At 74.4% G+C, this 25,741-nt stretch carries 1 protein-coding gene; it reads left to right on the forward strand.

Annotated elements, in window-relative coordinates; all coding sequences use genetic code 11:
* Positions 1 to 6: 6 nt before the first annotated feature.
* Positions 7 to 25,683: a type I polyketide synthase gene (locus ACZ6TD_RS30325; RefSeq protein ID WP_471343247.1), complete on the forward strand. Its 25,677-nt coding sequence runs from the start codon at positions 7 to 9 to the stop codon at positions 25,681 to 25,683.
* Positions 25,684 to 25,741 lie beyond the last annotated feature (58 nt).

Here is a 25,741-nt window from a genome sequence, read left to right on the forward strand (position 1 = left end):
TACACGATGACAACCCCCAACGAAAAGCTCGTTGACGCGCTGCGGGCCTCGCTGAAGGAAACCGAGCGGCTGCGGAAACAGAACCAGCAGCTCACCGACGCCTCCCGGGAACCGATCGCGATCGTCGGCATGAGCTGCCGGTTCCCCGGCGGCGTCGGCAGCCCCGAGGAGCTGTGGCGGCTCGTCGCGGACGGCCAGGACGCCATCTCCGGCTTCCCCGACGACCGCGGCTGGGACATCGAGGCGCTGTACGACCCGGACCCGGAGCGCGAGGGCACGTTCTACGCCCGTGGGGGCGGCTTCCTGTACGACGCGAGCCGGTTCGACCCGGGCTTCTTCGGGATCTCGCCGCGTGAGGCGCTCGCGATGGATCCGCAGCAGCGGCTGCTGCTGGAGACGTCGTGGGAGGCGTTCGAGCGGGCCGGGATCGACCCGGCGACGGTGCGGGGTTCGCGCACCGGTGTGTTCGTCGGCGCGTCCACACAGGCGTACGGGGCGGGGGAGTACGACCTGCCGGAGGGCGTCGAGGGCCATCTGCTCACCGGCACCGCCTCCAGCGTCGCGTCCGGGCGGCTCTCCTACGCCTTCGGTCTCGAGGGCCCGGCGGCCACCATCGACACCGCCTGCTCGTCGTCCTCGGTCGCGCTGCACCTGGCGGTCCAGGCGCTGCGGCAGAGCGAGTGCTCACTGGCGGTGGCGGCGGGCGCGACCGTGCTGTCCTCCCCGGATGTCTTCGTGGAGTTCAGCCGTCAGCGCGGGCTCTCCGCCGACGGCCGCTGCAAGTCCTTCGCGGCCTCGGCGGACGGCACCGGCTGGTCCGAGGGCGTCGCCGTGCTGCTGGTCGAGCGGCTGTCGGACGCGCGGCGGAACGGCCACCCGGTGCTGGCGGTGGTGCGCGGCTCGGCGGTCAACCAGGACGGTGCGTCCAACGGTCTGACGGCGCCGAACGGCCCGTCCCAGCGGCGCGTCATCCGCCAGGCCCTGGAGAACGCCCGGCTCTCCGCCGCCGACGTGGACGCGGTGGAGGCCCATGGCACGGGCACGACGCTCGGTGACCCGATCGAGGCGCAGGCGCTGCTGGCCACGTACGGCCAGGAGCGGCCGGAGGGTCGGCCGCTGTGGCTCGGCTCGCTGAAGTCGAACATCGGCCACACCCAGAACGTCGCCGGTATCGGTGGCGTCATCAAGATGGTCATGGCGATGCGGCACGGGGTGCTGCCGAAGACGCTGCACGTGGACGAGCCCACCCCGCATGTCGACTGGTCGGCGGGAGAGGTGTCCCTGCTGACCGAGGCGCGGCCGTGGCCGGAGACCGGCCGTCCGCGCCGGGCGGGCATCTCGTCGTTCGGCGTGAGTGGCACGAATGTGCACACGATCATCGAGCAGGCGCCGGTGGTGGAGGCGGCGGAGGCGACTGAGGCTCCTTCGGGTGCTGCTGTGACTCCGGGTGTGGTGCCGTGGGTGCTGTCGGGGCGGGGTGCGGCCGCGCTGCGTGCTCAGGCGGAGCGGCTGGTGGCGCATGTGGAGGCTCGGGCCGAGCTGCGGCCGGTGGATGTGGGGTTCTCGCTGGCGACCGGGCGGTCGGCCTTTGAGCACCGTGCGGTGGTGGTGGCTGAGGATCGTGCGGGGCTGCTGGCTGGTTTGGGTGCGGTGGTTGAGGGTCGTGGTGCGCCGGGTGTGGTTGAGGGTTCGGTGGCCGGTGGCAAGGTGGCGTTCCTGTTCACGGGGCAGGGGAGTCAGCGGCTGGGGATGGGGCGTGAGTTGTACGACGCCTATTCGGTGTTCGCGGAGGCGTTGGATGAGGTGTGTGCGGAGCTGGATGCGCATCTCGCACGGCCTTTGAAGGACGTTCTGTTCGGGGAGGACGCCGAGGCGCTGGATCAGACGGGGTTCACTCAGCCCGCGTTGTTCGCGGTTGAGGTGGCGTTGTTCCGGCTGGTGGAGGCGTGGGGGCTGCGGCCGGACTTCCTCTCCGGGCATTCGATCGGTGAGTTGGCCGCCGCGCATGTGGCGGGTGTGTTGTCGCTGGCGGATGCGGCGACGTTGGTGGCGGCGCGTGGGCGGTTGATGCAGGAGCTGCCCACCGGCGGCGCGATGATCGCCGTGCAGGCGTCCGAGGACGAGGTCACGCCGCTGTTGAACGAGCGGGTCTCGATCGCCGCGCTCAACGGGCCCACGTCCGTGGTCATCGCGGGTGATGAGGACGCGGCTCTGGAGATCGCGGCCGGTTTCGAGGCCCAGGGCCGTAAGACCAAGCGGCTCACGGTCAGCCACGCCTTCCACTCGCCGCGCATGGACGGGATGTTGGACGCGTTCCGCGAGGTGGCCGAGGGGCTGACCTACGAGGCCCCGCGGATCCCGATCGTCTCCAACCTCACCGGGGACGTCGTCTCCGCCGAGGAGATCACGACCCCCGACTTCTGGGTGCGCCACGTCCGCGACGCCGTCCGCTTCCTCGACGGCATACGGGCCCTCGAGGCGCAGAACGTCTCCACGTTCGTCGAGCTGGGCCCGGACGGTGTGCTCACCGCGATGGCGCAGGACTGCGTGACCGATTCCGCGTCCGACATCGCGTTCATCTCCGCGCTGCGCACGGACCGTCCCGAGGCCGAGGCGCTGACCACCGCCCTCGCGCGGGCCCATGTGCGTGGTGTGGCGCCGGACTGGGCCGCGTACTTCGCCGGCACCGGCGCCCAGCGCGTCGACCTGCCGACGTACGCCTTCCAGCGCGAGCGGTTCTGGCTGGAGCCGGGTGCGGCGTCCGTGGGCGACGTGGCCTCCGTGGGGCTGGAGTTGGCGGGGCACCCGTTGCTGGGCGCCGCGGTGCCGCTGGCGGAGACCGATGGGCTGGTGTTCACGGGACGGCTGGGCCTCGACACCCATCCGTGGCTGGCCGAGCACATGGTCCGGGACGCGGTGGTGGTGCCGGGCTCGGCGTTCGTGGAGCTTGCCGTCCGGGCCGGTGATCAGCTCGGCTGTGACCTCCTCGACGAGCTGACCCCGCACACCCCGCTGGTGCTGCCCGTACGCGGTGGCGTCCGGCTCCAGGTCACGGTCGGTGCGCCGGACGACTCCGGGCACCGCTCGTTCACCGTCTCCTCCCGCGCGGAGGACGCCCCCGCCGACACGGCGTGGGTCCGGAACGCCAGTGGTGTGCTCGCCTCCGGCGCCCCCGGCCCGTCGTTCGACCTGGCCGAGTGGCCACCGACCGCCGCCGAGGCCATCGAGCCCGAGGCGCTGTACGCCCGGCTGGCCGAGGACGGGCTGCGGTACGGCCCGGCGTTCCGGGGGCTCACGGCCGCCTGGCGGCGCGGGGACGAACTCTTCGCCGAGGTCCGGCTGGACGATGACACCAAGCCCGGCGCCGATGAGTTCGCCGTGCACCCGGCGCTGCTGGACGCGGCCCTGCACGCCCTCCACGGCCGCGATGGCGCCCGACTGACCGATGGCTGGCAGGGCGTCTCCCTGTACGCGGAGGGCGCGTCCGCGCTGCGCGTACGGATCGCGCCCGCCGGAGCCGACACGGTGTCCCTGGCGCTCGCCGACGCCACGGGCGAGCCGGTCGCCGCCGTGGACGGCCTGCGGTGCCGTCCGCTCCCGGACGACCTCACCGGTGACGCGGACGTGGCGCGGCAGAGCCTGTTCCGGCTGGACTGGGTGGCCCCGCAGACCGCCTCCGCCGGTCCGGACGCCGCCGCCCGCCGTATCGTCCTGGGCGACGACCCGTTCGGGCTGGTCGCGGCAGGAGCGGCCGCCGACTGCGCCCCCGATCTGGCCGCGCTGGGCGCGTCCGTCGAGGCGGGCGACACCACCGCCCCCGAGCTGGTCCTCGCGTCCTTCGCGCCCATATCCGGCGACGCGAACGAGGGCATGGCCGAGGCCGCGCACCGGGAGGCGCGGCGTGCGCTGGCCCTGGTGCAGGGCTGGCTGGCCGATGAGCGGTTCGGCGACGCGCGCCTGGTGCTCGTCACCCGGGGCGCGATGGCCGCCGACGCCGAGGAGGGCGTCACCGATCTGGCGCACGCGCCCCTGTGGGGTCTGGTGCGCTCCGCCGAGACCGAGAACCCCGGCCGTTTCGTCCTCGTCGACCTCGACGAGACCTCCGCCGACGCGCTCTCCGACGCCCTGGCCACCGGGGAACCGGAGCTCGCCCTGCGCGCGGGCCGCGCCCTCGCCCCCCGCCTGACCCGCGCCCCGGCCCCGGCCCCGGGCCCGGGCTCGGCCTCGACCTCGGCCTCGACCTCGGCCTCGGCCAATCGCTCCGTGGTCGCCGCCCCCGCGTTCGACGCCGATGGCACCGTGCTCATCACCGGTGGCACCGGCGCCCTGGGCCGGCTGCTCGCTCGCCACCTGGTGGCCGAGCACGGCGTACGCCACCTGCTGCTGACCAGCCGTCGTGGCGCGGACGCCGACGGCGCCGCCGAGCTGGCCGCCGAACTCCGTACGCGGGGCGCCGAGGTCACCCTCGCGGCCTGTGACGCCGCGGACCGCGACGCGCTCGCCGCGACCCTGGCCGCCGTCCCGGCCCAGCATCCGCTGACGGCCGTCGTGCACACCGCCGGTGTGCTGGACGACGGCACGGCGGCCACCCTGACGCCCGAGCAGTTGGAGCGGGTGCTGCGTCCGAAGGTGGACGCGGCGTGGAATCTGCACGAGCTGACCCGCGCCCTCGACCTGTCGGCCTTCGTGCTGTTCTCCGCCATCGCGGGCACGCTGGGCGGTGCGGGCCAGGCCAACTACGCCGCGGCCAACGTCTTCCTCGACGCCCTCGCCGCACACCGCCACGCCGCGGGCCTGCCCGCCACCTCGCTCGTGTGGGGCCTGTGGGCCCGGTCCGGCGGGATCACCGGCGGTCTGACCGAGACCGATCTGCTGCGGCTGGCCCGCAGCGGCATGGGCGCTCTCACCGACGACGAGGGCATGGCGCTCTTCGACGCCGCCCGCCGCACCGGCCGTACCCTGCTGATCCCGGCCCGCCTCGACCTCGCCGCGCTGCGCTCCGCCGCCGGATCCGGCCCGGTCCCGGCGCTGCTGCGCGGGCTGATCCGGACCACCGGCCGGCGCACCGCCGCGGGCGCGCTCGCCGCGGGTTCATCCCTGGCCGAGCGGCTGCGCGCGCTCTCCCCGAACGAGCGCCGCCGGACGCTGCTGGACCTCGTGCGCGGCCATGTGGCCACGGCCCTCGGCCACGCCTCCGCCGACGCCATCGAGGCGCGCCGCGCCTTCAAGGAGCTGGGCTTCGACTCGCTCACCGCCGTCGAACTGCGCAACCGGCTCTCCGCCGCCACCGGGCTCAAGCTGCCCACCACGATCGTCTTCGACCACCCCAACCCCACCGTCCTCGCCGACCATTTGCGCGCCGAACTCCTCGGCCCGGACGAGAACGCGGCCGAGGCCGAGCAGGCGGACCCGGCACTCGCCACCACCACCGCCACCGCCTCCCTCGCCGACGACCCGATCGCCATCGTCGCGATGGGCTGCCGCTACCCAGGCGACGTCCGCTCGCCCGAGGACCTGTGGCAGCTCGTGGCCACGGGCTCGGACGCCATCACCGGATTCCCCGTCAACCGCAACTGGGAGAGCCAGTGGGCGGCGGACGGCGACGAGGCCGACGCGGGCCCGTCCGACTACGCCCGCGCCGGTGGCTTCCTGCACGACGCGGACCTCTTCGACGCGGCCTTCTTCGGCATCTCGCCGCGCGAGGCGCTGGCCATGGACCCGCAGCAGCGGCTGCTGCTGGAGACGTCCTGGGAGGTCTTCGAGCGCGCCGGGATCGACCCGGACTCGCTGCGCGGCCGCTCGGTCGGCGTGTTCGTCGGCGCGGCCTACAGTGGCTACGACGCGGGCCTGGAGCAGGCCGGTTCGGAGGTCGCGGGCCATGTGATGACGGGCAACGCGGGCAGCGTCATGTCCGGTCGTATCGCCTACGCCCTCGGGCTGGAGGGCCCGGCGGTCACCGTCGACACGGCGTGCTCGTCGTCGCTGGTGGCGCTGCACTGGGCGATCCAGGCGCTGCGCCAGGGCGAGTGCACGATGGCGCTCGCGGGCGGTGTCACCGTGATGACGACGCCCGGCCACTTCACCGAGTTCAGCCGCCAGGGCGGCCTCGCCGCCGACGGCCGCTGCAAGGCGTTCGCGGCGGGTGCGGACGGCACCGGCTGGGGCGAGGGCGTCGGCATGCTGCTCGTGGAGCGGCTGTCGGACGCGCGGCGCAACGGCCACCAGGTGCTGGCCGTGGTGCGCGGCTCGGCCGTCAACCAGGACGGTGCGAGCAACGGCCTGACCGCGCCGAACGGCCCGTCCCAGCAGCGCGTCATCCGCAAGGCGCTGGCCAGCGCCGGGCTGACCAGCGGCGATGTGGACGTGGTCGAGGCGCACGGCACGGGTACGACGCTGGGCGACCCGATCGAGGCGCAGGCGCTGCTGGCCACGTACGGCCAGGAGCGGGCCCCGGAGCAGCCGCTGTGGCTCGGCTCCATCAAGTCCAACATCGGCCACGCCCAGGCGGCGGCCGGTGTCGCGGGCATCATCAAGATGGTGATGGCGATGCGGCACGGGGTGCTGCCGCAGACGCTGCACGTGGACGAGCCGTCGCCGCACGTCGACTGGACGGCCGGTGACATCGCGCTGCTGACGGAGCGGATGGAGTGGCCGGAGACCGGCCGCGCGCGGCGGGCCGCGGTGTCGTCGTTCGGCATCAGCGGCACCAACGCGCACACCATCATCGAGCAGGCCCCGGCCATCGCCGCCGAGCCGGTGGCGGACGCGGAGCCGGTGGCGGACGCCGAGCGGGACGGCTCCGGTGTGCTGCCGTACGCGCTCTCGGCCAAGGGCACCGACGCCCTGCGCGCCCAGGCCGAGCGGCTGTACGCCCACCTGACCGCCCAGCCCGATCTCGAACCGACCGACGTGGCCCACACCCTGGCCACCGGCCGTGCCGCGCTCGACCACCGCGCGGTGGTGGTCGCGGACGGCAGGGACGACCTGCTGGCCGGTCTCGACGCGCTGGCGCGGGGGGAGTCCGCGCCGGGGCTGGTCGAGGGCGCGGTCGCCGAGGGCGAGACGGCGTTCCTGTTCACGGGGCAGGGCAGCCAGCGGCTCGGAATGGGCCGCGAGTTGTACCACGCCTATCCGGTGTTCGCCGAGGCGCTGGACGCGGTCTGCGACGCGTTGGACCGGCACCTTGAACGGCCGTTGAAGACGGTGCTGTTCGGGGAGGACGCCGAGGCGCTCGACCAGACCGGTTTCACTCAGCCCGCGTTGTTCGCGGTCGAGGTGGCGCTGTTCCGGCTGGTCGAAGCGTGGGGGCTGCGGGCCGACTTCCTCTCCGGGCATTCGATCGGTGAGCTTGCTGCCGCGCATGTGGCGGGTGTGTTGTCGCTGGCGGATGCGGCGACGTTGGTGGCGGCGCGTGGGCGGTTGATGCAGGAGCTTCCGGCCGGTGGCGCGATGGTCGCGGTGCAGGCGTCGGAGGACGAGGTCACGCCGCTGCTCACCGAGCGGGTGTCGATCGCCGCGCTCAACGGGCCCACGTCCGTGGTCATCGCGGGTGATGAGGACGCGGCGCTGGAGATCGCGGCCGGTTTCGAGGCGCGGGGTCGTAAGACCAAGCGGCTCACCGTCAGCCACGCGTTCCACTCGCCGCGCATGGACGGGATGTTGGACGCGTTCCGCGAGGTGGCCGAGGGGCTGTCGTACGAGGCCCCGCGCATCCCCATCGTCTCCAACCTCACCGGCAACGTGGTCTCCGATGAGGAGATCACGACCGCCGACTTCTGGGTGCGCCACGTCCGCGAGGCCGTGCGCTTCCTCGATGGCGTCCGCACCCTCGAGGCCCAGGGCGTCACCACCTTCATCGAACTCGGCCCCGACGGTGTCCTGACCGCCATGGCCCAGGACTGCGTGACCGACTCCGCGTCCCACGCCGCGTTCGTCTCCGCGCTGCGCAAGGACCGTCCCGAGGCCGAGGCGCTGACCACGGCCGTCGCCCGCGCGTATGTGCGCGGCGTGGCGCCGGACTGGGCCGCGTACTTCGCCGGGACCGGCGGGAACCGCGTGGACCTGCCGACGTACGCCTTCCAGCACCGCCGCTACTGGCCCGAAGAGCCGGTGGCGAGCCTGGCCGCCGCCGCGGGTGTGGACGGCTGGCGGTACCAGGTGGCGTGGAAGCCGCTGTCGCTGGGCTCCGCGGCCCGGCTGTCCGGGGTGTGGCTCGTCGTCGCCCCCGCCGAGGACGCCGTCGCCGACGCGTGGACGGACGGTGTCGTCCGTACGCTGACCGAGCGGGGCGCCGAGGTGCGGCGGCTCGACCTGGCCGACGGTGCCGACGAGGACCGCGCGGGGATCGCCGAGCGGCTGCGCACGGCGGCCGACGGCGACGCCGTGGCCGGTGTGCTGTCGCTGCTGGCCACCGGGGACGCCGACGCCCTGCTGCCCACGGCCGCCCTCGTGCAGGCCATGGGCGACGCCGCGATCGACGCGCCGCTGTGGTGTGCCACCCGGGGCGCGGTCTCGACGGGGCGGCAGGGCGAGCCGGTGGACCCGGCCCGCGCCCGGGTCTGGGGCCTGGGCCGGGTGGCGGCCCTGGAGCTGCCGGACCGCTGGGGCGGTCTCATCGACCTCCCCGAGACGATGACCGACCGGGTGCTCTCGCGGCTCGCTGTGGTGCTCGCCGGAGCCGGGGCCGAGGACCAGATCGCCGTCCGCGCCTCCGGGGTGTTCGGCCGTCGGCTGGCGCGGGCGACCGCACGGCAGGTGGCGGAGGCCGAGGGCTGGAGCGCTCACGGCACGGTGCTGGTGACGGGCGGTACGGGCGCGCTGGGCGGCCAGGTGGCCCGTTGGCTGATCGACAAGGGCGCCGAACACGTGGTGCTCACCAGCCGTCGTGGCCTCGACGCCCCGGGCGCGGCCGAGCTGCGCGATGAACTCGCCGCGTCCGGCGCCGCGTCCGGCGCCCGGATCACGGTCGCCGCGTGCGATGTGGCCGACCGCGGGGCCCTGGCCGCGCTGTTGGCAGACCTCCCCGCCGAGCTTCCGCTGACGGCGGTGGTGCACGCGGCCGGGGTGCTGGACGACGGCGTCCTGGAGTCGCTGACCCCCGAGCGCTTCGCCACCGTCCTGCGCGCGAAGGCCGAGGCCGCGCTCGCGCTGGACGAGCTGACGCGCGAGCTGGACCTGTCCGCGTTCGTGCTGTTCTCCTCGACCAGCGGCACCGTGGGCGCCGCGGGCCAGGCCAACTACGCCGCCGCGAACGCCTTCCTGGACGCGCTCGCCGAGCGGCGGCGCGCCCAGGGCCTGCCCGCCACCTCGATCGCCTGGGGCCCGTGGGCCGCGGGCGGCATGGCCGCCGACGAGGCGCTGGAGCAGCGCATGCGCCGCGCCGGGATGCCGCCGATGGACGCCGATCTCGCGATCGACGCCCTCCAGCGCGCCCTCGACCTGGGCGACACGGCCGTGACCGTGGCCGATGTCGACTGGGACCGGTTCGCGCCGGGCTTCACCGCGGGCCGCCCCAGCCCGCTGCTGGCCGACCTGCCCGAGGTGCGGCAGGCCGCTGTCACCGCGACCAGCGAGGCCGCGCCCGCCGAGACGGCCTCCACGCTCGCGCGGCGCCTCCTCGGCCTGCCCGAGGCGGAGCGCCACCGGGCGCTGCTGGATCTCGTACGGACCCATGTCGCGGAGGTCCTCGGCCACGCCGATGTGACCGATATCAGCGCCGAACGGGCCTTCCGCGAGATCGGCTTCGACTCCCTCACCGCGGTCGAACTGCGCAACGGCCTGGGCGCCGCCACCGATCTGCGGCTGCCCGCCACGCTCGTCTACGACTACCCGACGCCGCTCGCCCTCGCCGACCACCTCTTCGCCGAGCTGCTCGGCGGGCAGGCGGCGGCCACGGGCGGCACCTCGCCGGTGGCGGGCCCGGCGGCCGACGACGATCCGATCGCGATCGTCGCGATGAGCTGCCGCTTCCCGGGCGGTGTCCGCACCCCCGAGGAGCTGTGGCGGCTGCTGGTGTCCGGCACGGACGTCATCTCGGACATGCCCGCCGACCGCGGCTGGGACCTCCACACGCTCTACAACCCGGACCCGGACGTCGAGGGCACCTCCTACGTCCGCGAGGGCGGATTCCTGCGGGACGCGGCCGACTTCGACCCGGCGTTCTTCGGCATCTCGCCGCGCGAGGCGCTGGCCATGGACCCGCAGCAGCGGCTGCTGCTGGAGACGTCGTGGGAGGCGTTCGAGCGGGCCGGGATCGACCCGGCCACGCTGCGCGGCTCCACCGCCGGTGTCTTCGTCGGCACCAACGGCCAGGACTATCTGTCCCTGCTGCTGGGCGACTCGCAGGGCCTCGAAGGCCACATGGGCACGGGCAACGCGGCCAGCGTGATCTCGGGCCGGCTCGCCTACACCTTCGGTCTCGAAGGCCCGGCGGTCACCATCGACACCGCCTGCTCCTCCTCGCTGGTCGCCCTCCACTCGGCGATCCAGGCGCTGCGCGGCGGCGAGTGCTCGATCGCGCTCGCGGGCGGTGTGACCGTGATGTCCACGCCCGGTGTGTTCGTGGACTTCAGCCGTCAGCGCGGACTCGCGGAGGACGGCCGGATCAAGGCGTTCGCGGCCGACGCGGACGGCACCGGCTGGGGCGAGGGCGTCGGCATGCTGCTCGTGGAGCGGCTGTCGGACGCGCGGCGCAATGGCCACCCGGTGCTCGCGCTCGTGCGCGGCACGGCCGTCAACCAGGACGGTGCGAGCAACGGTCTGACGGCGCCGAACGGTCCCTCGCAGCAGCGGGTGATCCGGCAGGCGCTGGCGGGTGCGGGGCTTTCGGCGTCCGAGGTGGACGCGGTCGAGGCCCACGGCACGGGCACCAGGCTGGGCGACCCGATCGAGGCGCAGGCGCTGCTCGCCACGTACGGCCAGGACCGGGCGGAGGGGCAGCCGCTGCTGCTCGGCTCCATCAAGTCCAACATCGGCCACACACAGGCCGCGGCCGGTGTCGCGGGTGTCATGAAGATGGTCCTCGCCATGCGGCACGGGGTGCTGCCGAGGACGCTGCACGTGGACGAGCCCACCCCGCATGTGGACTGGTCGGCGGGCGACATCAGCCTGCTGACGGAGGCGCGGGAGTGGCCGGAGACCGGCCATCCGCGGCGTGCGGGCGTGTCGTCGTTCGGCTTCAGCGGCACCAACGCACACGCCGTGCTGGAAGAGGCCCCGGCGGCTGACGCCGTTGAGGCTGTCGCGGACGCCGATGAGGGCCCGGCGGCCCTGCCGGTGCTGCTCTCGGCCCGTACGGAAGACGGGCTGCGCGCCCAGGCCGAGCAGTTGCACGGCCACCTGAGCGCGCGGACCGAACTCCGCACGGCCGACCTCGGCTACGCGCTCGCCGTGGGCCGCTCGGCCTTCGAGGAGCGCGCGGCGCTGGTCGCCGAGGACCGGGACGGGCTGCTGTCCGGCCTGGCGGCGCTCGCCGAGGGCCGCACGGCGGCCGGGCTCGTACGGGGCGCGGTGGCCGGTGGCCGGGTGGCGTTCCTGTTCACCGGTCAGGGCAGCCAGCGGCTGGGGATGGGGCGTGAGCTGTACTACGCGTACCCGGGCTTCGCGGAGGCGCTGGACGCGGTCTGCGATGAGCTGGACGCGCATCTGGAACGGCCGCTGAAGTCGGTGCTGTTCGGGGAGGACGCCGAGGCGCTGGATCAGACCGGGTTCACTCAGCCCGCGTTGTTCGCGGTCGAGGTGGCGCTGTTCCGTCTCGTCGAGGCGTGGGGACTGCGGGCCGACTTCCTGTCCGGGCATTCGATCGGTGAGTTGGCCGCCGCGCATGTGGCCGGTGTGCTGTCGCTGGCGGATGCGGCGACGTTGGTGGCGGCGCGTGGCCGGTTGATGCAGGAGCTTCCGGCGGGTGGCGCGATGATCGCCGTCCAGGCGTCCGAGGACGAGGTGACGCCGCTGCTGAACGAGCGGGTCAGCGTCGCCGCGCTCAACGGGCCGTCGTCGGTGGTCATCGCGGGTGACGAGGACGCGGCGCTGGAGATCGCGTCCGGTTTCGAGGCGCGGGGTCGTAAGACCAAGCGGCTCACCGTGAGCCACGCGTTCCACTCGCCGCGCATGGACGGGATGTTGGACGCGTTCCGTCAGGTGGCCGAGGGGCTCACGTACGAGGCCCCGCGGATCCCGATCGTCTCCAACCTCACCGGGGACGTCGTCTCCGCCGTGGAGATCACGACCGCCGACTTCTGGGTGCGCCACGTCCGCGAGGCCGTCCGCTTCCTGGATGGCATCCGCACTCTCGAAGCACGCGACGTCACCACGTTCATCGAGCTGGGCCCGGACGGGGTCCTGACCGCGATGGCGCAGGAGTGCGTCACCGACGCCGCGTCCGACGCCGCGCCCGACACCGCGTTCATCTCCGCGCTGCGCAAGGACCGCCCCGAGGCCGAGGCGCTGACCACGGCCGTGGCACGGGCGCACGTCCGTGGCGTGGCGGTGGACTGGGCGGCCTTCTACGCCGGGACCGGCGCCACGCGGCTGGCGCCGGACGAGCTGGCCGAGCTGCCCACGTACGCCTTCCAGCGGCAGCGCTACTGGCCCAAGGTCTCGTCGCTGTTCCTCGGCGACGTGGCCGCGGCCGGACTCGGCCGGGCCGAGCACCCGCTGCTCGGTGCCAGTGCCGAACTGCCCAGTGCCGACGGGATGGTGTTCACCGGGCGGCTGGCGCTGTCCACGCACCCGTGGCTCGCCGATCACACCATCATGGACACCGTGCTGCTGCCCGGCACCGCGTTCGTGGAGCTCGCGGTCCGGGCCGGTGACCAGGTCGGCTGCGAGGTGCTGGAGGAGCTGACCCTCGAGGCGCCGCTGGTCCTGCCCGAGGACGGCGGGGTCCAGCTCCGGCTGTGGGTCGGCGCGGCCGATGACACCGGCCGCCGTCCGCTGGAACTGCACTCCCGGGCCGAGCACCTGTCGGCCGAGGAGCCGTGGACCCGGCACGCGTCCGGTGTGCTGGCGTCCGGCGGTGCGCCGGAGGCGTCGTTCGAACTGACCGCGTGGCCTCCGGCGGACGCCGCCGAGGTGGCGGTCGGCGACCGTTACGCCGAGCTGCGGGACGTCGGTTTCGCGTACGGGCCCGCGTTCCAGGGGCTGCGCAGGGCGTGGCGGCGCGGCGGCGAGGTGTTCGCCGAGGTGGCGCTGGACGAGGGGACGGCCGAGGAGGCCGCCGCGTTCGGGCTGCACCCGGCGCTGCTGGACGCCGCGCTGCACGCGCTCGGCCTGGCCGGGCTCGGCGGCACCGAGACCGAGGGGCGGCTGCCGTTCGCCTGGACCGGGGTGTCGCTGTACGCGAGCGGCGCGGCCACGCTGCGGGTGCGGATGGCCGCCGTGGGCGGCGACGGCGTCCGGCTGGAGATCGCGGACGCCACGGGCGCGCCGGTCGCGGCCGTGGACTCGCTGGTGCTGCGCCCGGTCTCGGCCGAGCGGTTGCGGAGCGCGCGCACGGCCTACCACGAGTCGCTGTTCCGCGTGGAGTGGACGACGGCCGCAGCTGCTGACGTGGCCGACGCTCCGGGTGATGGCCGGTGGGCGGTGCTGGGCACGGACGCGTACGGGCTGGGCGCCACGGCGTACCCGGACCTGGCCGCGCTGGGCGAGGCCGTCGATTCCGGAACGGCGCTGCCGGACCAGGTCGTGGTGGACCTGACGCATCAAGCCCGTCCGGCCGTGCACTCGGACGGTGCCGCACTTGAACGCCGGGGTGCGACACTTGAACGCCGGGGTGCGGCGAATCAAGCCCGTCCGGCGTTTGAGGACACGCCCGAAGGGCGTACCAACCCGCACGCAGACGGCGCGGCACTCGAATGCCCGGGTGCGGCATCTCCAGCCCGTCCGGCGCTTGAGGACCGGGGTCTTGGGGCGGAGCCCCACGTTGTGGGAAGGGGCGGGGTGGGGGAAAGCCCCTCGCCCGCCACCACGGCGCACCAGGCCACCACCCAGGTGCTGGGCCTGCTACAGCAGTGGCTGGCCGACGACCGCTTCACGGACTCACGTCTGGTCCTGCTGACCTCGGCGGCCGTGGCCACCGAGACTGGTGAGCCGGTGACGGACCTCGCGGGCGCCGCCGTACGCGGTCTGGTGCGTTCCGCACAGGCCGAGAACCCGGACAGGCTCCTCCTGATCGACCTGGACGGCCACGACGACTCGCGGGCCGCGCTGCCCGCGGTGTTCGTGAGCGGCGAGGACGAGGTCGCGGTGCGGGAGGGCGTCCTCAAGACACCACGGCTGGCCCGCGCCGCCTCGGCGGCCGACAGCCAGGCCCCGGAGTGGAATCCGGACGGCACGGTGCTGGTCACGGGCGCGTCCGGTTCGCTGGGCGGCCTGTTCGCCCGCCACTTGGTGGCCGAGCGTGGCGTACGGCATCTGCTGCTGGTGAGCCGTCGCGGCGACCAGGCGCCGGGTGCGGAGGAACTCACCACCGAACTGGTCGAGTTGGGCGCGAGTGTGCGCTGGGCGGCCTGCGACGTGGCGGACCGGGACGCGCTCGCCGCGGCCCTCGCCGCCGTCCCCGCCGAGCACCCGCTGACGGCCGTCGTGCACACCGCCGGTGTGCTGGACGACGGTGTGATCGGCTCCCTCACCCCCGAGCGCGTCGACCACGTCCTGCGCCCGAAGGTGGACGCGGCCTGGAACCTCCACGAGCTCACCCGCGACCTCGACCTGTCGGCGTTCGTGCTGTTCTCCTCGGCCGCCGGTGTGTTCGGCGGCCCGGGTCAGGGCAACTACGCGGCCGCCAACGTCTTCCTGGACGCCCTCGCCCAGCTCCGCGCCGCCCAGGGCCTGCCGGCCACCGCGCTGGCGTGGGGCCTGTGGGCCGGTGGCGGCATGGGCGACACCCTGGACGAGGCCGACATCACCCGGATGCGGCGGGCCGGAGTGCCCCCGCTGCCGGTGGCGGAGGGGCTGCGGCTCTTCGACGCCGCGCTGACCGTCGACGAGGCGTCGCTGGTGCCGATGCGCCTGGACCTCGCGGCGCTGCGCAACCAGCCCGCCGTCTCGCCGCTGCTGCGCGGTCTGGTGCGGGGCCCGGCGCGGCGCGCGGTGGACGCGGTCGCGGCGGGCGGCGAGTCCGGCCTCGCCGGGCGGCTCGCCGGGCTGAGCACGGCGGAGCAGGAGCGGCTGCTGCTGGACCTGGTCCGGGCGCAGGTGGCCACCGTGCTCGGCTACGCGGGTGCGGAGACCATCGGTTCGGGCCGGGCGTTCAAGGAGCTGGGCTTCGACTCGCTGACCGCTGTCGAGCTGCGCAACCAGCTCAACTCGGTCACCGGGCTGCGGCTGCCCGCGACGCTCATCTTCGACTACCCGGACCCGCGGGTCCTGGCCCGTCATCTGCGGACCGAGCTGGTGGGCGAGGAGTCGGCGGAGGTGCACACCCCGGTCCCGGTGGCGGCCGTCACCGAGGACGAGCCGATCGCCATCGTCGGCATGAGCTGCCGCTACCCGGGCGGGGTCACCACCCCCGAGGAGCTGTGGCAGCTCGTCATCGGCGCCACCGACGCCATCTCCGACTTCCCCGTCGACCGTGGCTGGGACCTCGACGCGCTCTACAGCGACGACCCGGACCAGGTGGGCACCAGCTACACCCGCGAGGGCGGCTTCCTGCACGACGCCGCCGACTTCGACCCGGACTTCTTCGGGATCAACCCGCGCGAGGCCATGGCGATGGACCCGCAGCAGCGGCTGCTGCTGGAGACGTCGTGGGAGGCGTTCGAGCGCGCCGGGATCGACCCGACGGCCGTACGTGGCAGCAAGACCGGTGTCTTCGCGGGCGTCATGTACCACGACTACCTGACCCGGCTCACCGCCGTCCCCGAGGGGCTCGAGGGCTACCTCGGCACCGGCGGCGCGGGCTCCATCGCCTCGGGCCGGGTCGCGTACACCTTCGGCCTGGAGGGCCCGGCGGTCACCATCGACACGGCGTGCTCGTCGTCGCTGGTGGCGCTGCACCTGGCGGCGCAGGCGCTGCGCAACGGCGAGTGCACGATGGCGCTGGCCGGTGGTGTGACCGTCATGGCCACCCCGGACACGTTCATCGACTTCAGCCGCCAGCAGGGGCTGTCCACCGACGGCCGCTGCAAGTCCTTCGCGGCGTCGGCGGACGGCACCGGCTGGGCCGAGGGCGCGGGCATGCTGCTCGTCGAGCGGCTGTCGGACGCGCGGCGCAACGGCCACCGCGTGCTGGCGATCGTGCGCGGCTCCGCCATCAACCAGGACGGCGCCTCCAACGGTCTGACGGCGCCCAACGGCCCGTCCCAGCAGCGCGTCATCCGCGACGCGCTCACCAGCGCCCGGCTCACCACCGCCGATGTCGATGTGGTGGAGGCGCACGGCACGGGTACGACGCTGGGCGACCCGATCGAGGCCCAGGCCCTGCTCGCCACCTACGGCCGCGACCGGCCGGAGGGGCAGCCGCTGTGGCTGGGCTCGCTGAAGTCCAACATCGGCCACACCCAGGCCGCCGCGGGTGTCGCGGGCATCATCAAGATGATCATGGCGATGCGGCACGGGGTGCTGCCGCGGACGCTGCACGTGGACGAGCCCACCCCGCACGTGGACTGGTCGGCGGGCGACCTCGAGCTGCTGACCGAGGCCCGGCCGTGGCCGGAGCTCGGCCGGCCCCGCCGGGCGGCCGTCTCGTCGTTCGGTGTGAGCGGTACGAACGCCCACACCATCCTGGAGCAGCCCCCGGCCCCCGCCCCCGAGGAGACTCCCGCGACCGGCCGTCCGGTGGCGGAGCTGCCGACGGTGCCGTGGGTGCTCTCGGGCAAGTCCGAGGCCGCCCTGCGCGGCCAGGCCGAACGGCTCCTCGCCCACCTCGCCACCCACCCCGAGCTGGACACCACGGACGTCGGCCACTCGCTGGCGACGGGCCGGGCGGCGCTGGAGCGGCGCGCGGTGGTCGTCGGCGAGGACCGCGCCGGGCTGCTGTCCGGCCTGGAGGCGCTGGCACGTGGCGAGTCGGCGGCCGGGCTGATCCAGGGAACGGTGGCCGAGGGCGGCAAGGTGGCCTTCCTGTTCACCGGTCAGGGCAGCCAGCGGCTGGGGATGGGGCGTGAGCTCTACGACGCCTATCCGGTGTTCGCGGAGGCGCTGGACGCGGTCTGCGACGAGCTGGACGCGCATCTGGAACGGCCGCTGAAGACGGTGCTGTTCGGGGAGGACGCCGAGGCGCTGGACCGGACGGGGTTCACTCAGCCCGCGTTGTTCGCGGTCGAGGTGGCGCTGTTCCGGCTGGTCGAAGCATGGGGACTGCGGGCCGACTTCCTGTCCGGGCATTCGATCGGTGAGCTGGCCGCCGCGCATGTGGCCGGTGTGCTGTCGCTGGCGGATGCGGCGACGTTGGTGGCGGCGCGTGGCCGGTTGATGCAGGAGCTTCCGGCGGGTGGCGCGATGATCGCCGTCCAGGCGTCCGAGGACGAGGTGACGCCGCTGCTCACCGAGCGCGTCAGCATCGCCGCGCTCAACGGGCCCACCTCCGTCGTCATCGCCGGTGATGAGGACGCGGCTCTGGAGATCGCGGCCGGTTTCGAGGCGCGGGGTCGTAAGACCAAGCGGCTCACCGTGAGCCACGCCTTCCATTCCCCGCGCATGGACGGCATGTTGGACGCGTTCCGCGAGGTCGCCGAGGGGCTGACCTACCAGGCCCCGCGCATTCCGATCGTCTCCAACCTCACCGGGGACGTCGTCTCCGCCGAGGAGATCACGACCGCCGACTTCTGGGTGCGCCACGTCCGCGAGGCCGTCCGCTTCCTCGACGGCGTCCGGACGATGGAGGCCCAGGGCGTCACGACCTACGTCGAGTTGGGCCCCGACGGTGTGCTCACCGCCATGGCCCAGGAGTGCGTGTCCGGCGATGCCGCCGCCTTCGTCTCGGCGCTCCGCAAGGGGCGTACCGAGCCGGTGGCGCTGACGGCGGCCCTCGCCGCGCTGCACGCCCGGGGGCTCGCCCCGGACTGGGCGGCGTTCTTCGCCGGTACGGGAGCCCGCACGGTCGAGCTGCCGACCTACGCCTTCCAGCGGCAGCGCTTCTGGGTGGAGAACCCGGAGGAGGTCCGCGAGGCCGTCGCGGCCGTGGATTCCGTGGACGCGCGGTTCTGGGAGGCCGTGGAGCGCGAGGACTTGGCGGCCCTGGCCGGGACGCTCCAGTCCGAGGACGCCGACGCGCTCTCCTCGCTGGGCGCCGTCCTGCCGATGCTGTCCTCGTGGCGGCGCCGCCAGGGCGAGCGGTCCACCGTGGACGCCTGGCGCTACCAGGTGGCCTGGAAGCCGGTGGCCGCACGCGCCGAGGGGACGCTGACCGGCCGCTGGCTGGTCGTCGCCCCGGCCGACGCGACGGGCGGCGGGACGGGCGGCGGGGCGGATGGCGCACTGGCCGAGGGTGTCGTACGGACGCTGTCCGCACGCGGCGCCGAGGTGCGGACCGTCGAGCTGACCGCCGAGGACCGTACGGGCATGGCCGAGCCGCTGCGCGAGGCGGTCGCCGACGCGCCGGTGGCCGGTGTGTTCGCGCTGCCGTCCCTGACGGAGGGGGCCGACGGGCTGCTCCGCACGGCCGCCCTGGCACAGGCGCTGGGCGACCTGGCCGTGGACGCGCCGCTGTGGGTCGCCACGCGCGGCGCGGTCTCGACCGGCCGGGCGGACGGTCCGGTGGACCCGTGGCAGGCGCGGGTCTGGGGTCTGGGCCGGGTCGCGGCCCTGGAACTGGCCGAGCGGTGGGGCGGTCTGGTCGATCTGCCGGAGACGGTGGACGACCGTGCGCTGTCCCGGCTCGCGGGCGTGCTGGCCGGTGGCGAGGGCGAGGACCAGGTGGCGGTGCGCGCCTCCGGCGTCTTCGGCCGCCGGCTGACCCGGGCCGCCGAGACCGCCGCCACGACCGAGCGTGGCCGCGACTGGCGGCCGGGCGCGGGCTCGGTGCTGGTGACCGGCGGTACGGGCGCGCTGGGCGCGCATGTGGCCCGCTGGCTGATCGACAGGGGCGCCGAACACGTGGTGCTCACCAGCCGCCGTGGCCTCGACGCCCCCGGTGCGGCCGAGCTGCGGGACGAACTCGCCGCCTCGGGTGCCCGGGTCACCGTCGCCGCCTGCGACGCCGCCGACCGCGAGGCGCTGGCCGCGCTGGTGGCCGGGCTCCCGGCCGAACTGCCGCTGACGGCGGTGGTGCACGCGGCCGGGGTGCTGGACGACGGTGTTCTGGAGTCGCTGACCCCCGAGCGCTTCGCCTCCGTCCTGCGTGCCAAGGCCGATGCCGCGGCCAACCTGCACGAGCTGACGCGGGACCTGGACCTGACGGCCTTCGTCCTGTTCTCCTCGTTCGCGGGCTCGATCGGCGCCGCCGGGCAGGCCAACTACGCCGCCGCGAACGCCTTCCTGGACGCGCTCGCCGAGCGTCGCCGGGCCGAGGGCCTGCCCGCCACCTCGGTGGCCTGGGGCCCGTGGGCCGAGGGCGGGATGGCCGCGGACGACGCGCTGGAGCAGCGCATGCGCCGCGCCGGGGTACCGCCGATGGCGGCGGACCTGGCCATCGCCGCGCTCCAGCGCGCCCTGGACCTGGACGAGACCGCGGTGACGGTCGCGGACATCGACTGGGAGCGGCTGGCCCCCGGCTTCACCGCCTCCCGGCCGAGCCCGCTGCTGCGGGAGCTGCCCGAGGCGCGTACGGCGCTGGAGGCCGAGGGCGGGCGTACGGTCCGTACGGCCGGTGGCGGCGTGGACGAGTCCTCACTGGCCCTGCGGCTCGCGGGGGTCCCGGCGGCGGAGCGCGAGTGGATGCTGCTGGACCTGGTGCGCTCGGCCGTGGCCGATGTGCTGGGCCACTCGGACGCGGAGGCCGTCGAGGCGGACCGGGCCTTCCGGGACCTGGGCTTCGACTCGCTGACGGCGGTGGAGCTGCGCAACCGGCTGAACACCGTGACCGGGCTGCGGCTGCCGCCCACCCTGGTGTACGACTACCCGTCGTCCTCGGCGCTCGCCGCCCACCTCCGCACGGAGATCCTGGGCGAGGAGAGCGCGGCCGAGACGGTGGCCGGTGTGCCGTCCACGGCGGTGGCCGTCGCCGACGATCCGATCGCGATCGTCGGGATGAGCTGCCGCTTCCCGGGCGGTGTGCGGTCGCCGGAGGAGCTGTGGCGGCTGCTGGTCTCCGGGCAGGACGCGGTGACGGGCTTCCCCGCCGACCGCGGCTGGGACCTGGAGGCGCTGTACGACCCGGACTCGGCCACCGAGCACACCAGCTATGTCCGCGAGGGCGGATTCCTGGCGGACGCCGGGGACTTCGACGCGGCGTTCTTCGGCATCTCGCCGCGTGAGGCCCTGGCGATGGATCCGCAGCAGCGGTTGCTGCTGGAGACCTCGTGGGAGGCGTTCGAGCGGGCCGGGATCGATCCGACCACGCTGCGCGGCCGGCAGGTCGGCGTGTTCGCGGGCACCAACGGCCAGGACTACATGTCGCTCGTCCTCCACTCGCCGGACGGCGGCGATGGCTTCATGGGGACGGGTAACGCGGCCAGTGTGATGTCGGGTCGGGTGGCGTATGCGTTGGGTCTTGAGGGTCCGGCGGTGACGGTGGATACGGCGTGTTCGTCGTCGTTGGTGGCGTTGCACTGGGCGATTCAGGCGTTGCGGGCGGGTGAGTGCTCGTTGGCGTTGGCCGGTGGTGTGACGGTGATGTCGACGCCGGGGTCGTTCGTGGACTTCAGTCGTCAGCGTGGGCTGGCTGCTGATGGGCGGATCAAGGCGTTCGCGGCGGGTGCGGATGGCACGGGTTGGGGCGAGGGTGTGGGCATGCTGCTCGTGGAGCGGCTGTCGGATGCCCGGCGCAACGGGCATGAGGTGCTGGCGGTCGTGCGTGGCAGCGCGATCAACCAGGACGGTGCCAGCAACGGCCTCACCGCGCCGAACGGTCCGTCGCAGCAGCGGGTGATCCGGCAGGCGCTGGCGGGTGCGGGGTTGTCGGCGTCCGAGGTGGACGCGGTCGAGGCGCACGGCACCGGTACGACGCTGGGCGACCCGATCGAGGCGCAGGCGCTGCTGGCCACGTACGGGCAGGACCGCGAGGAGGGCCGGCCGCTGTGGCTGGGCTCCATCAAGTCCAACATCGGGCACACGCAGGCCGCGGCCGGTGTCGCCGGTGTGATGAAGATGGTGCTGGCGCTGCGCCACGGTGTGCTGCCGCCGACGCTGCACGTGGACGAGCCGACCCCGCATGTCGACTGGTCCGCCGGTGAGCTGGAGCTGCTGACCGAGGCGCGGGAGTGGCCGGAGACCGGCCGTCCGCGCCGGGCGGCGGTGTCGGCGTTCGGCATCAGCGGCACCAACGCGCACACCCTGCTGGAGCAGGCCCCGGAGCCGGAGGAGCGCCCCGCCGCCACCCCGGCGGTGGAGCTGCCGACGGTGCCGTGGGTGCTGTCGGGCAAGTCCCCGGCCGCCGTACGCGGTCAGGCCGAACGGCTCCTGGCCCACCTCGGCGGCGAGGCCGCACCGGCCGCCACCGATGTGGCGTACTCGCTGGCCACGACCCGCGCCGCCCTGGACCACCGGGCCGTGCTCACCGCGGACAGCGGGGACGGGCTGGTGGCCGGTCTCGCGGCGCTGGCGCGGGGCGAGTCCGACGTGCCGGGCCTGGTCGAGGGCGCGGTGGCCGGTGGCAAGGTGGCGTTCCTGTTCACGGGGCAGGGCAGCCAGCGGCTGGGCATGGGCCGTGAGCTGTACGACGCCTTCCCGGTGTTCGCGGACGCGCTGGACGAGGTGTGCGCGCATCTGGACGGGCACCTGGGACGGCCGTTGCGGGATGTGCTGTTCGGCGAGGACGCCGAGGCGCTGGACCAGACGGGCTTCACTCAGCCCGCGCTGTTCGCCATCGAGGTGGCGCTGTTCCGGCTGGTGGAGACCTGGGGTCTGAAGGCGGACTTCCTGTCCGGGCACTCGATCGGTGAGCTGGCCGCCGCGCATGTGGCGGGTGTGCTGTCGCTCGCCGACGCGTGCTCGCTGGTGGCGGCGCGTGGCCGACTGATGCAGGAACTCCCGGCCGGTGGTGCGATGATCGCGGTGCAGGCGTCCGAGGACGAGGTTGCGCCGCTGCTCACCGACGGCGTGTCGATCGCCGCCCTCAACGGGCCCACCTCCGTGGTCATCGCGGGTGACGAGGACGCGGCACTGCAGATCGCCGCGTCGTTCGAGGCGCAGGGTCGGAAGACCAAGCGGCTCACCGTGAGCCACGCGTTCCACTCCCCGCGCATGGACGGGATGCTGGAGGCGTTCCGCGAGGTGGCGCAGGGGCTCACGTACGAGGCCCCGCGCATCCCGATCGTCTCCAACCTCACCGGTGAGCTGGTCTCCGCCGAGGAGATCACCAGCCCGGACTTCTGGGTGCGCCACGTCCGGGAGGCCGTCCGCTTCCTCGACGGCGTCCGCACCCTCGAAGCCCGAGGCGTCACCACGTACGTCGAGCTCGGCCCCGACGGTGTCCTCACCGCCATGGCGCGGGACTGCCTGGCCGAGCCCGAAGCGGCCGAGCTGCTGCCCGCGCTGCGCAAGGGCAGGCCGGAGGCCGAGGCGGTGACGGGCGCGCTGGCCCGGCTGTACGTCCGTGGCCTGGCCCCGGACTGGGAGGCGTTCTTCGCCGGTACGGGTGCGCGGAAGGTCGCGCTGCCGACGTACGCCTTCCAGCGCAGCCGGTACTGGGTCGACGCCCAGCTCAGCCTGGACGAGGTGGCCTCGGCGGGGCTCGGCTCGGCCGATCACCCGCTGCTGGGCGCGGCGGTGGAACTGCCCGACGCGGACGCGTATGTGTTCTCCGGGCGGCTGTCGCTCGCCTCGCACGCGTGGCTGGCGGACCACACGGTCGCGGACACGGCCGTGCTGCCGGGCTCCGCGCTCGTGGAGCTGGCGGTGCGCGCCGGGGACCATGTGGGCTGTGCGCTGCTGGAGGAGCTGACCCTGGACCAGCCGCTGATCCTGCCGGAGCGCGGCGGGGTGCGGCTGCGGGTGTCGGTCGGCGAGCCGGACGCCGACGGCCGCCGTCCGCTGGCCGTGTACGGGCGTGACGAGCGCGCGGACACGGACCGGCGGTGGACCCGGCACGCCGCCGGTGTGCTCGCCTCGGGCGAGGCCCCGGCGGGTGGCACTCCGGCGGGTGGCGCCCCGGCGGGTGGCGGCGCCGAGTCGCTGTCCGTCTGGCCGCCCGCCGACGCGGAGGCGGTCGACACCGATGAGCTGTACGCGAGCATGGCGCGGGCCGGGCTGCTGCACGGCCCGGCGTTCCAGAGCCTGCGCCGCGTCTGGCGGCGTGGCGAGGAGGTGTTCGCGGAGGTGCGGATCGCGGAGGAGCGGCAGCCCGAGGCGGCCCGCTTCGCCCTGCACCCGGCCCTGCTGGACGGCGCGTTGCAGCCGCTGGCGCTGGGCGCGGGCGGTGCCGTGGTGGCGCGCTCCTGGCGTGGGGTGAGCCTGTACGCGGTGGGCGCCGAGGCGCTGCGCGTACGGCTCGCGCTGACCGAGGACGGCGCGGTGTCGATGGTGGCGGCCGATGAGTCGGGTGCGCCGGTGGCGTCGGTGGACGCGCTGGTGACCGGGGCGCTGGAGGTGGACCGGATCGCCGGTGCGGCCGCGTCCGACCGCCATGAGTCGCTGTTCCGTATCGACTGGGCGCCGGTGGCGGCGCCCTCGGAGGCCGCGTCGGAGGGCTTCGCCGTCATCGGCGGCGATGAGCTCAAGCTGAGCGTGGCCCTGGAGACGGCCGGGTTCCGTGCCACGGTCCATGACGACCTCGGCTCGCTGAACGCGGCGGTCGAGGCGGGCGGGCCCGCGCCGGACACCGTGCTGGTGCCGTTCCCGCCGGAGCCGGGCGTCGCGGAGGGCGGCCTCGCCGCCGCCGCGCACACGGCCACCCACCGCGTCCTGGGCCTGCTCCAGGAGTGGCTGAACGGCGGCCGGCCCGGTGCGGCCCGGCTGGTGGTGGTCACCCGTGGCGCGGTCGCCGCGGCCGGTGACACGGCGGTGGCGGACCTGGTGAACGCACCGGTGTGGGGTCTGCTGCGGTCCGCGCAGACGGAGAACCCGGGCCAGTTCGTCCTGCTGGACGTGGACGGCGAGGTGTCGTACCCGGCGATCGCGGCGGCGCTGGACTCGGGCGAGCCCGAGCTGGCGCTGCGCGCCGGGGCGGCATACGCGCCACGCCTGGCCAGGGTCGAGGCGACCCCGGCCACCGGAACTGTCATGACCACCGGCGCGGCCGAGGCTGCCATGGCCATCGACCCGGAGGGCACCGTGCTGATCACCGGGGCCACCGGCGGTCTGGGCAGGCTGTTCGCCCGCCATCTGGCCACCGCGCACGGCGCCCGCCATCTGCTGCTGACCAGCCGCAGCGGCCCCGCCGCCGACGGTATGGACGAACTGGTGGCGGAGCTCGCCGAGTTGGGCGCGCGGGCCACCGTCGCCGCGTGCGACGCGGCCGACCGGGAGGCGCTGGCCGGGCTGCTGGCCACGATTCCGGCCGACCGTCCGCTGACGGCCGTGGTGCACACCGCGGGCGTCCTCGACGACGGCGTCATCGACATGCTGACGCCCGAGCGGGTGGACGCGGTGCTGCGGCCCAAGGTCGACGCGGCCGTCAATCTCCACGAGCTGACCCGCGATCTGGACCTGTCCGCCTTCGTGCTCTTCTCGGCCGCGGCCGGCACGCTGGGCGGCGCGGGCCAGGGCGGCTACGCGGCGGCGAACGTCTTCCTCGACGCCCTCGCCGGCCACCGCCGCGCCACCGGCCGTACCGCGCTGTCCCTGGTGTGGGGCATGTGGGCCGAGGAGCGGGGCATGGGCGGCAGGCTCGGCGAGGCCGACCGGAAGCGGGCGGCGCGCGGCGGGGTGCTGCCGCTGTCCGCGGCGGAGGGGCTCGCCCTGTTCGACGCGGCCCACGCCGTGCCCGACGAGGCGGTCCTGGTGCCCGTACGGCTGGAGATGGCGACGCTGCGCGCCGCGGCCGCCACCGGGGAGCTGCTGCCGCTCCACCGCGGTCTGGTGCGCACCCCCGTGCGCCGCGCCGCGGCCGGTGGCCCCGCCGCCCCGGAGGCCGTGGCGGACACCGGCGAGGGCACCCTGGCCCAGCGACTGGCCGGGCAGTCGGAGGCCCAGCAGCAGCGGACCGTGCTGGACCTGGTCCGCCGTCAGGTGGCCGCGGTGCTGGGTTACGCCTCGAAGGACCAGGTGGGCGCCGAGCAGGCGTTCAAGGATCTTGGCTTCGACTCGCTGACAGCTGTTGAGCTGCGCAACCGGCTCAACGCGGCCACCGGGCTGAAGCTGACGGCCACGCTGGTCTACGACTACCCGACGCCGGTGGCGCTCGCGCGCCGTCTGCGCCAGGAAGTGGCGCCGGAGGCCGAGGGGCCGGAAGTGTCCGTACTGGAGGAGCTGGAGCGGTTGGAGAACAGCCTGTCCTCGCTGACGCCGGAGGAGCTGGTCTCGGTGACGGAGGACGAGGCCGCGCATGCGAACATCGCGGTGCGCCTGCAGACGCTGCTGGCGAAGTGGAACGACGTGCGTCGCACCGCGGACGACGCCGGGGCGGACGCCGAGGCGGAAGCGTTCGAAGAGGTCAGTGACGACGAGCTCTTCGACTTCATCGACAAGAGGTTCGGCAACGGCTGAAGCGCGGCAGCACCCTCATCCGAACCCCCCGACGATCAAGAGCATTGCGAATAGGTGA

The organism is Streptomyces yongxingensis, assembly GCF_055597465.1.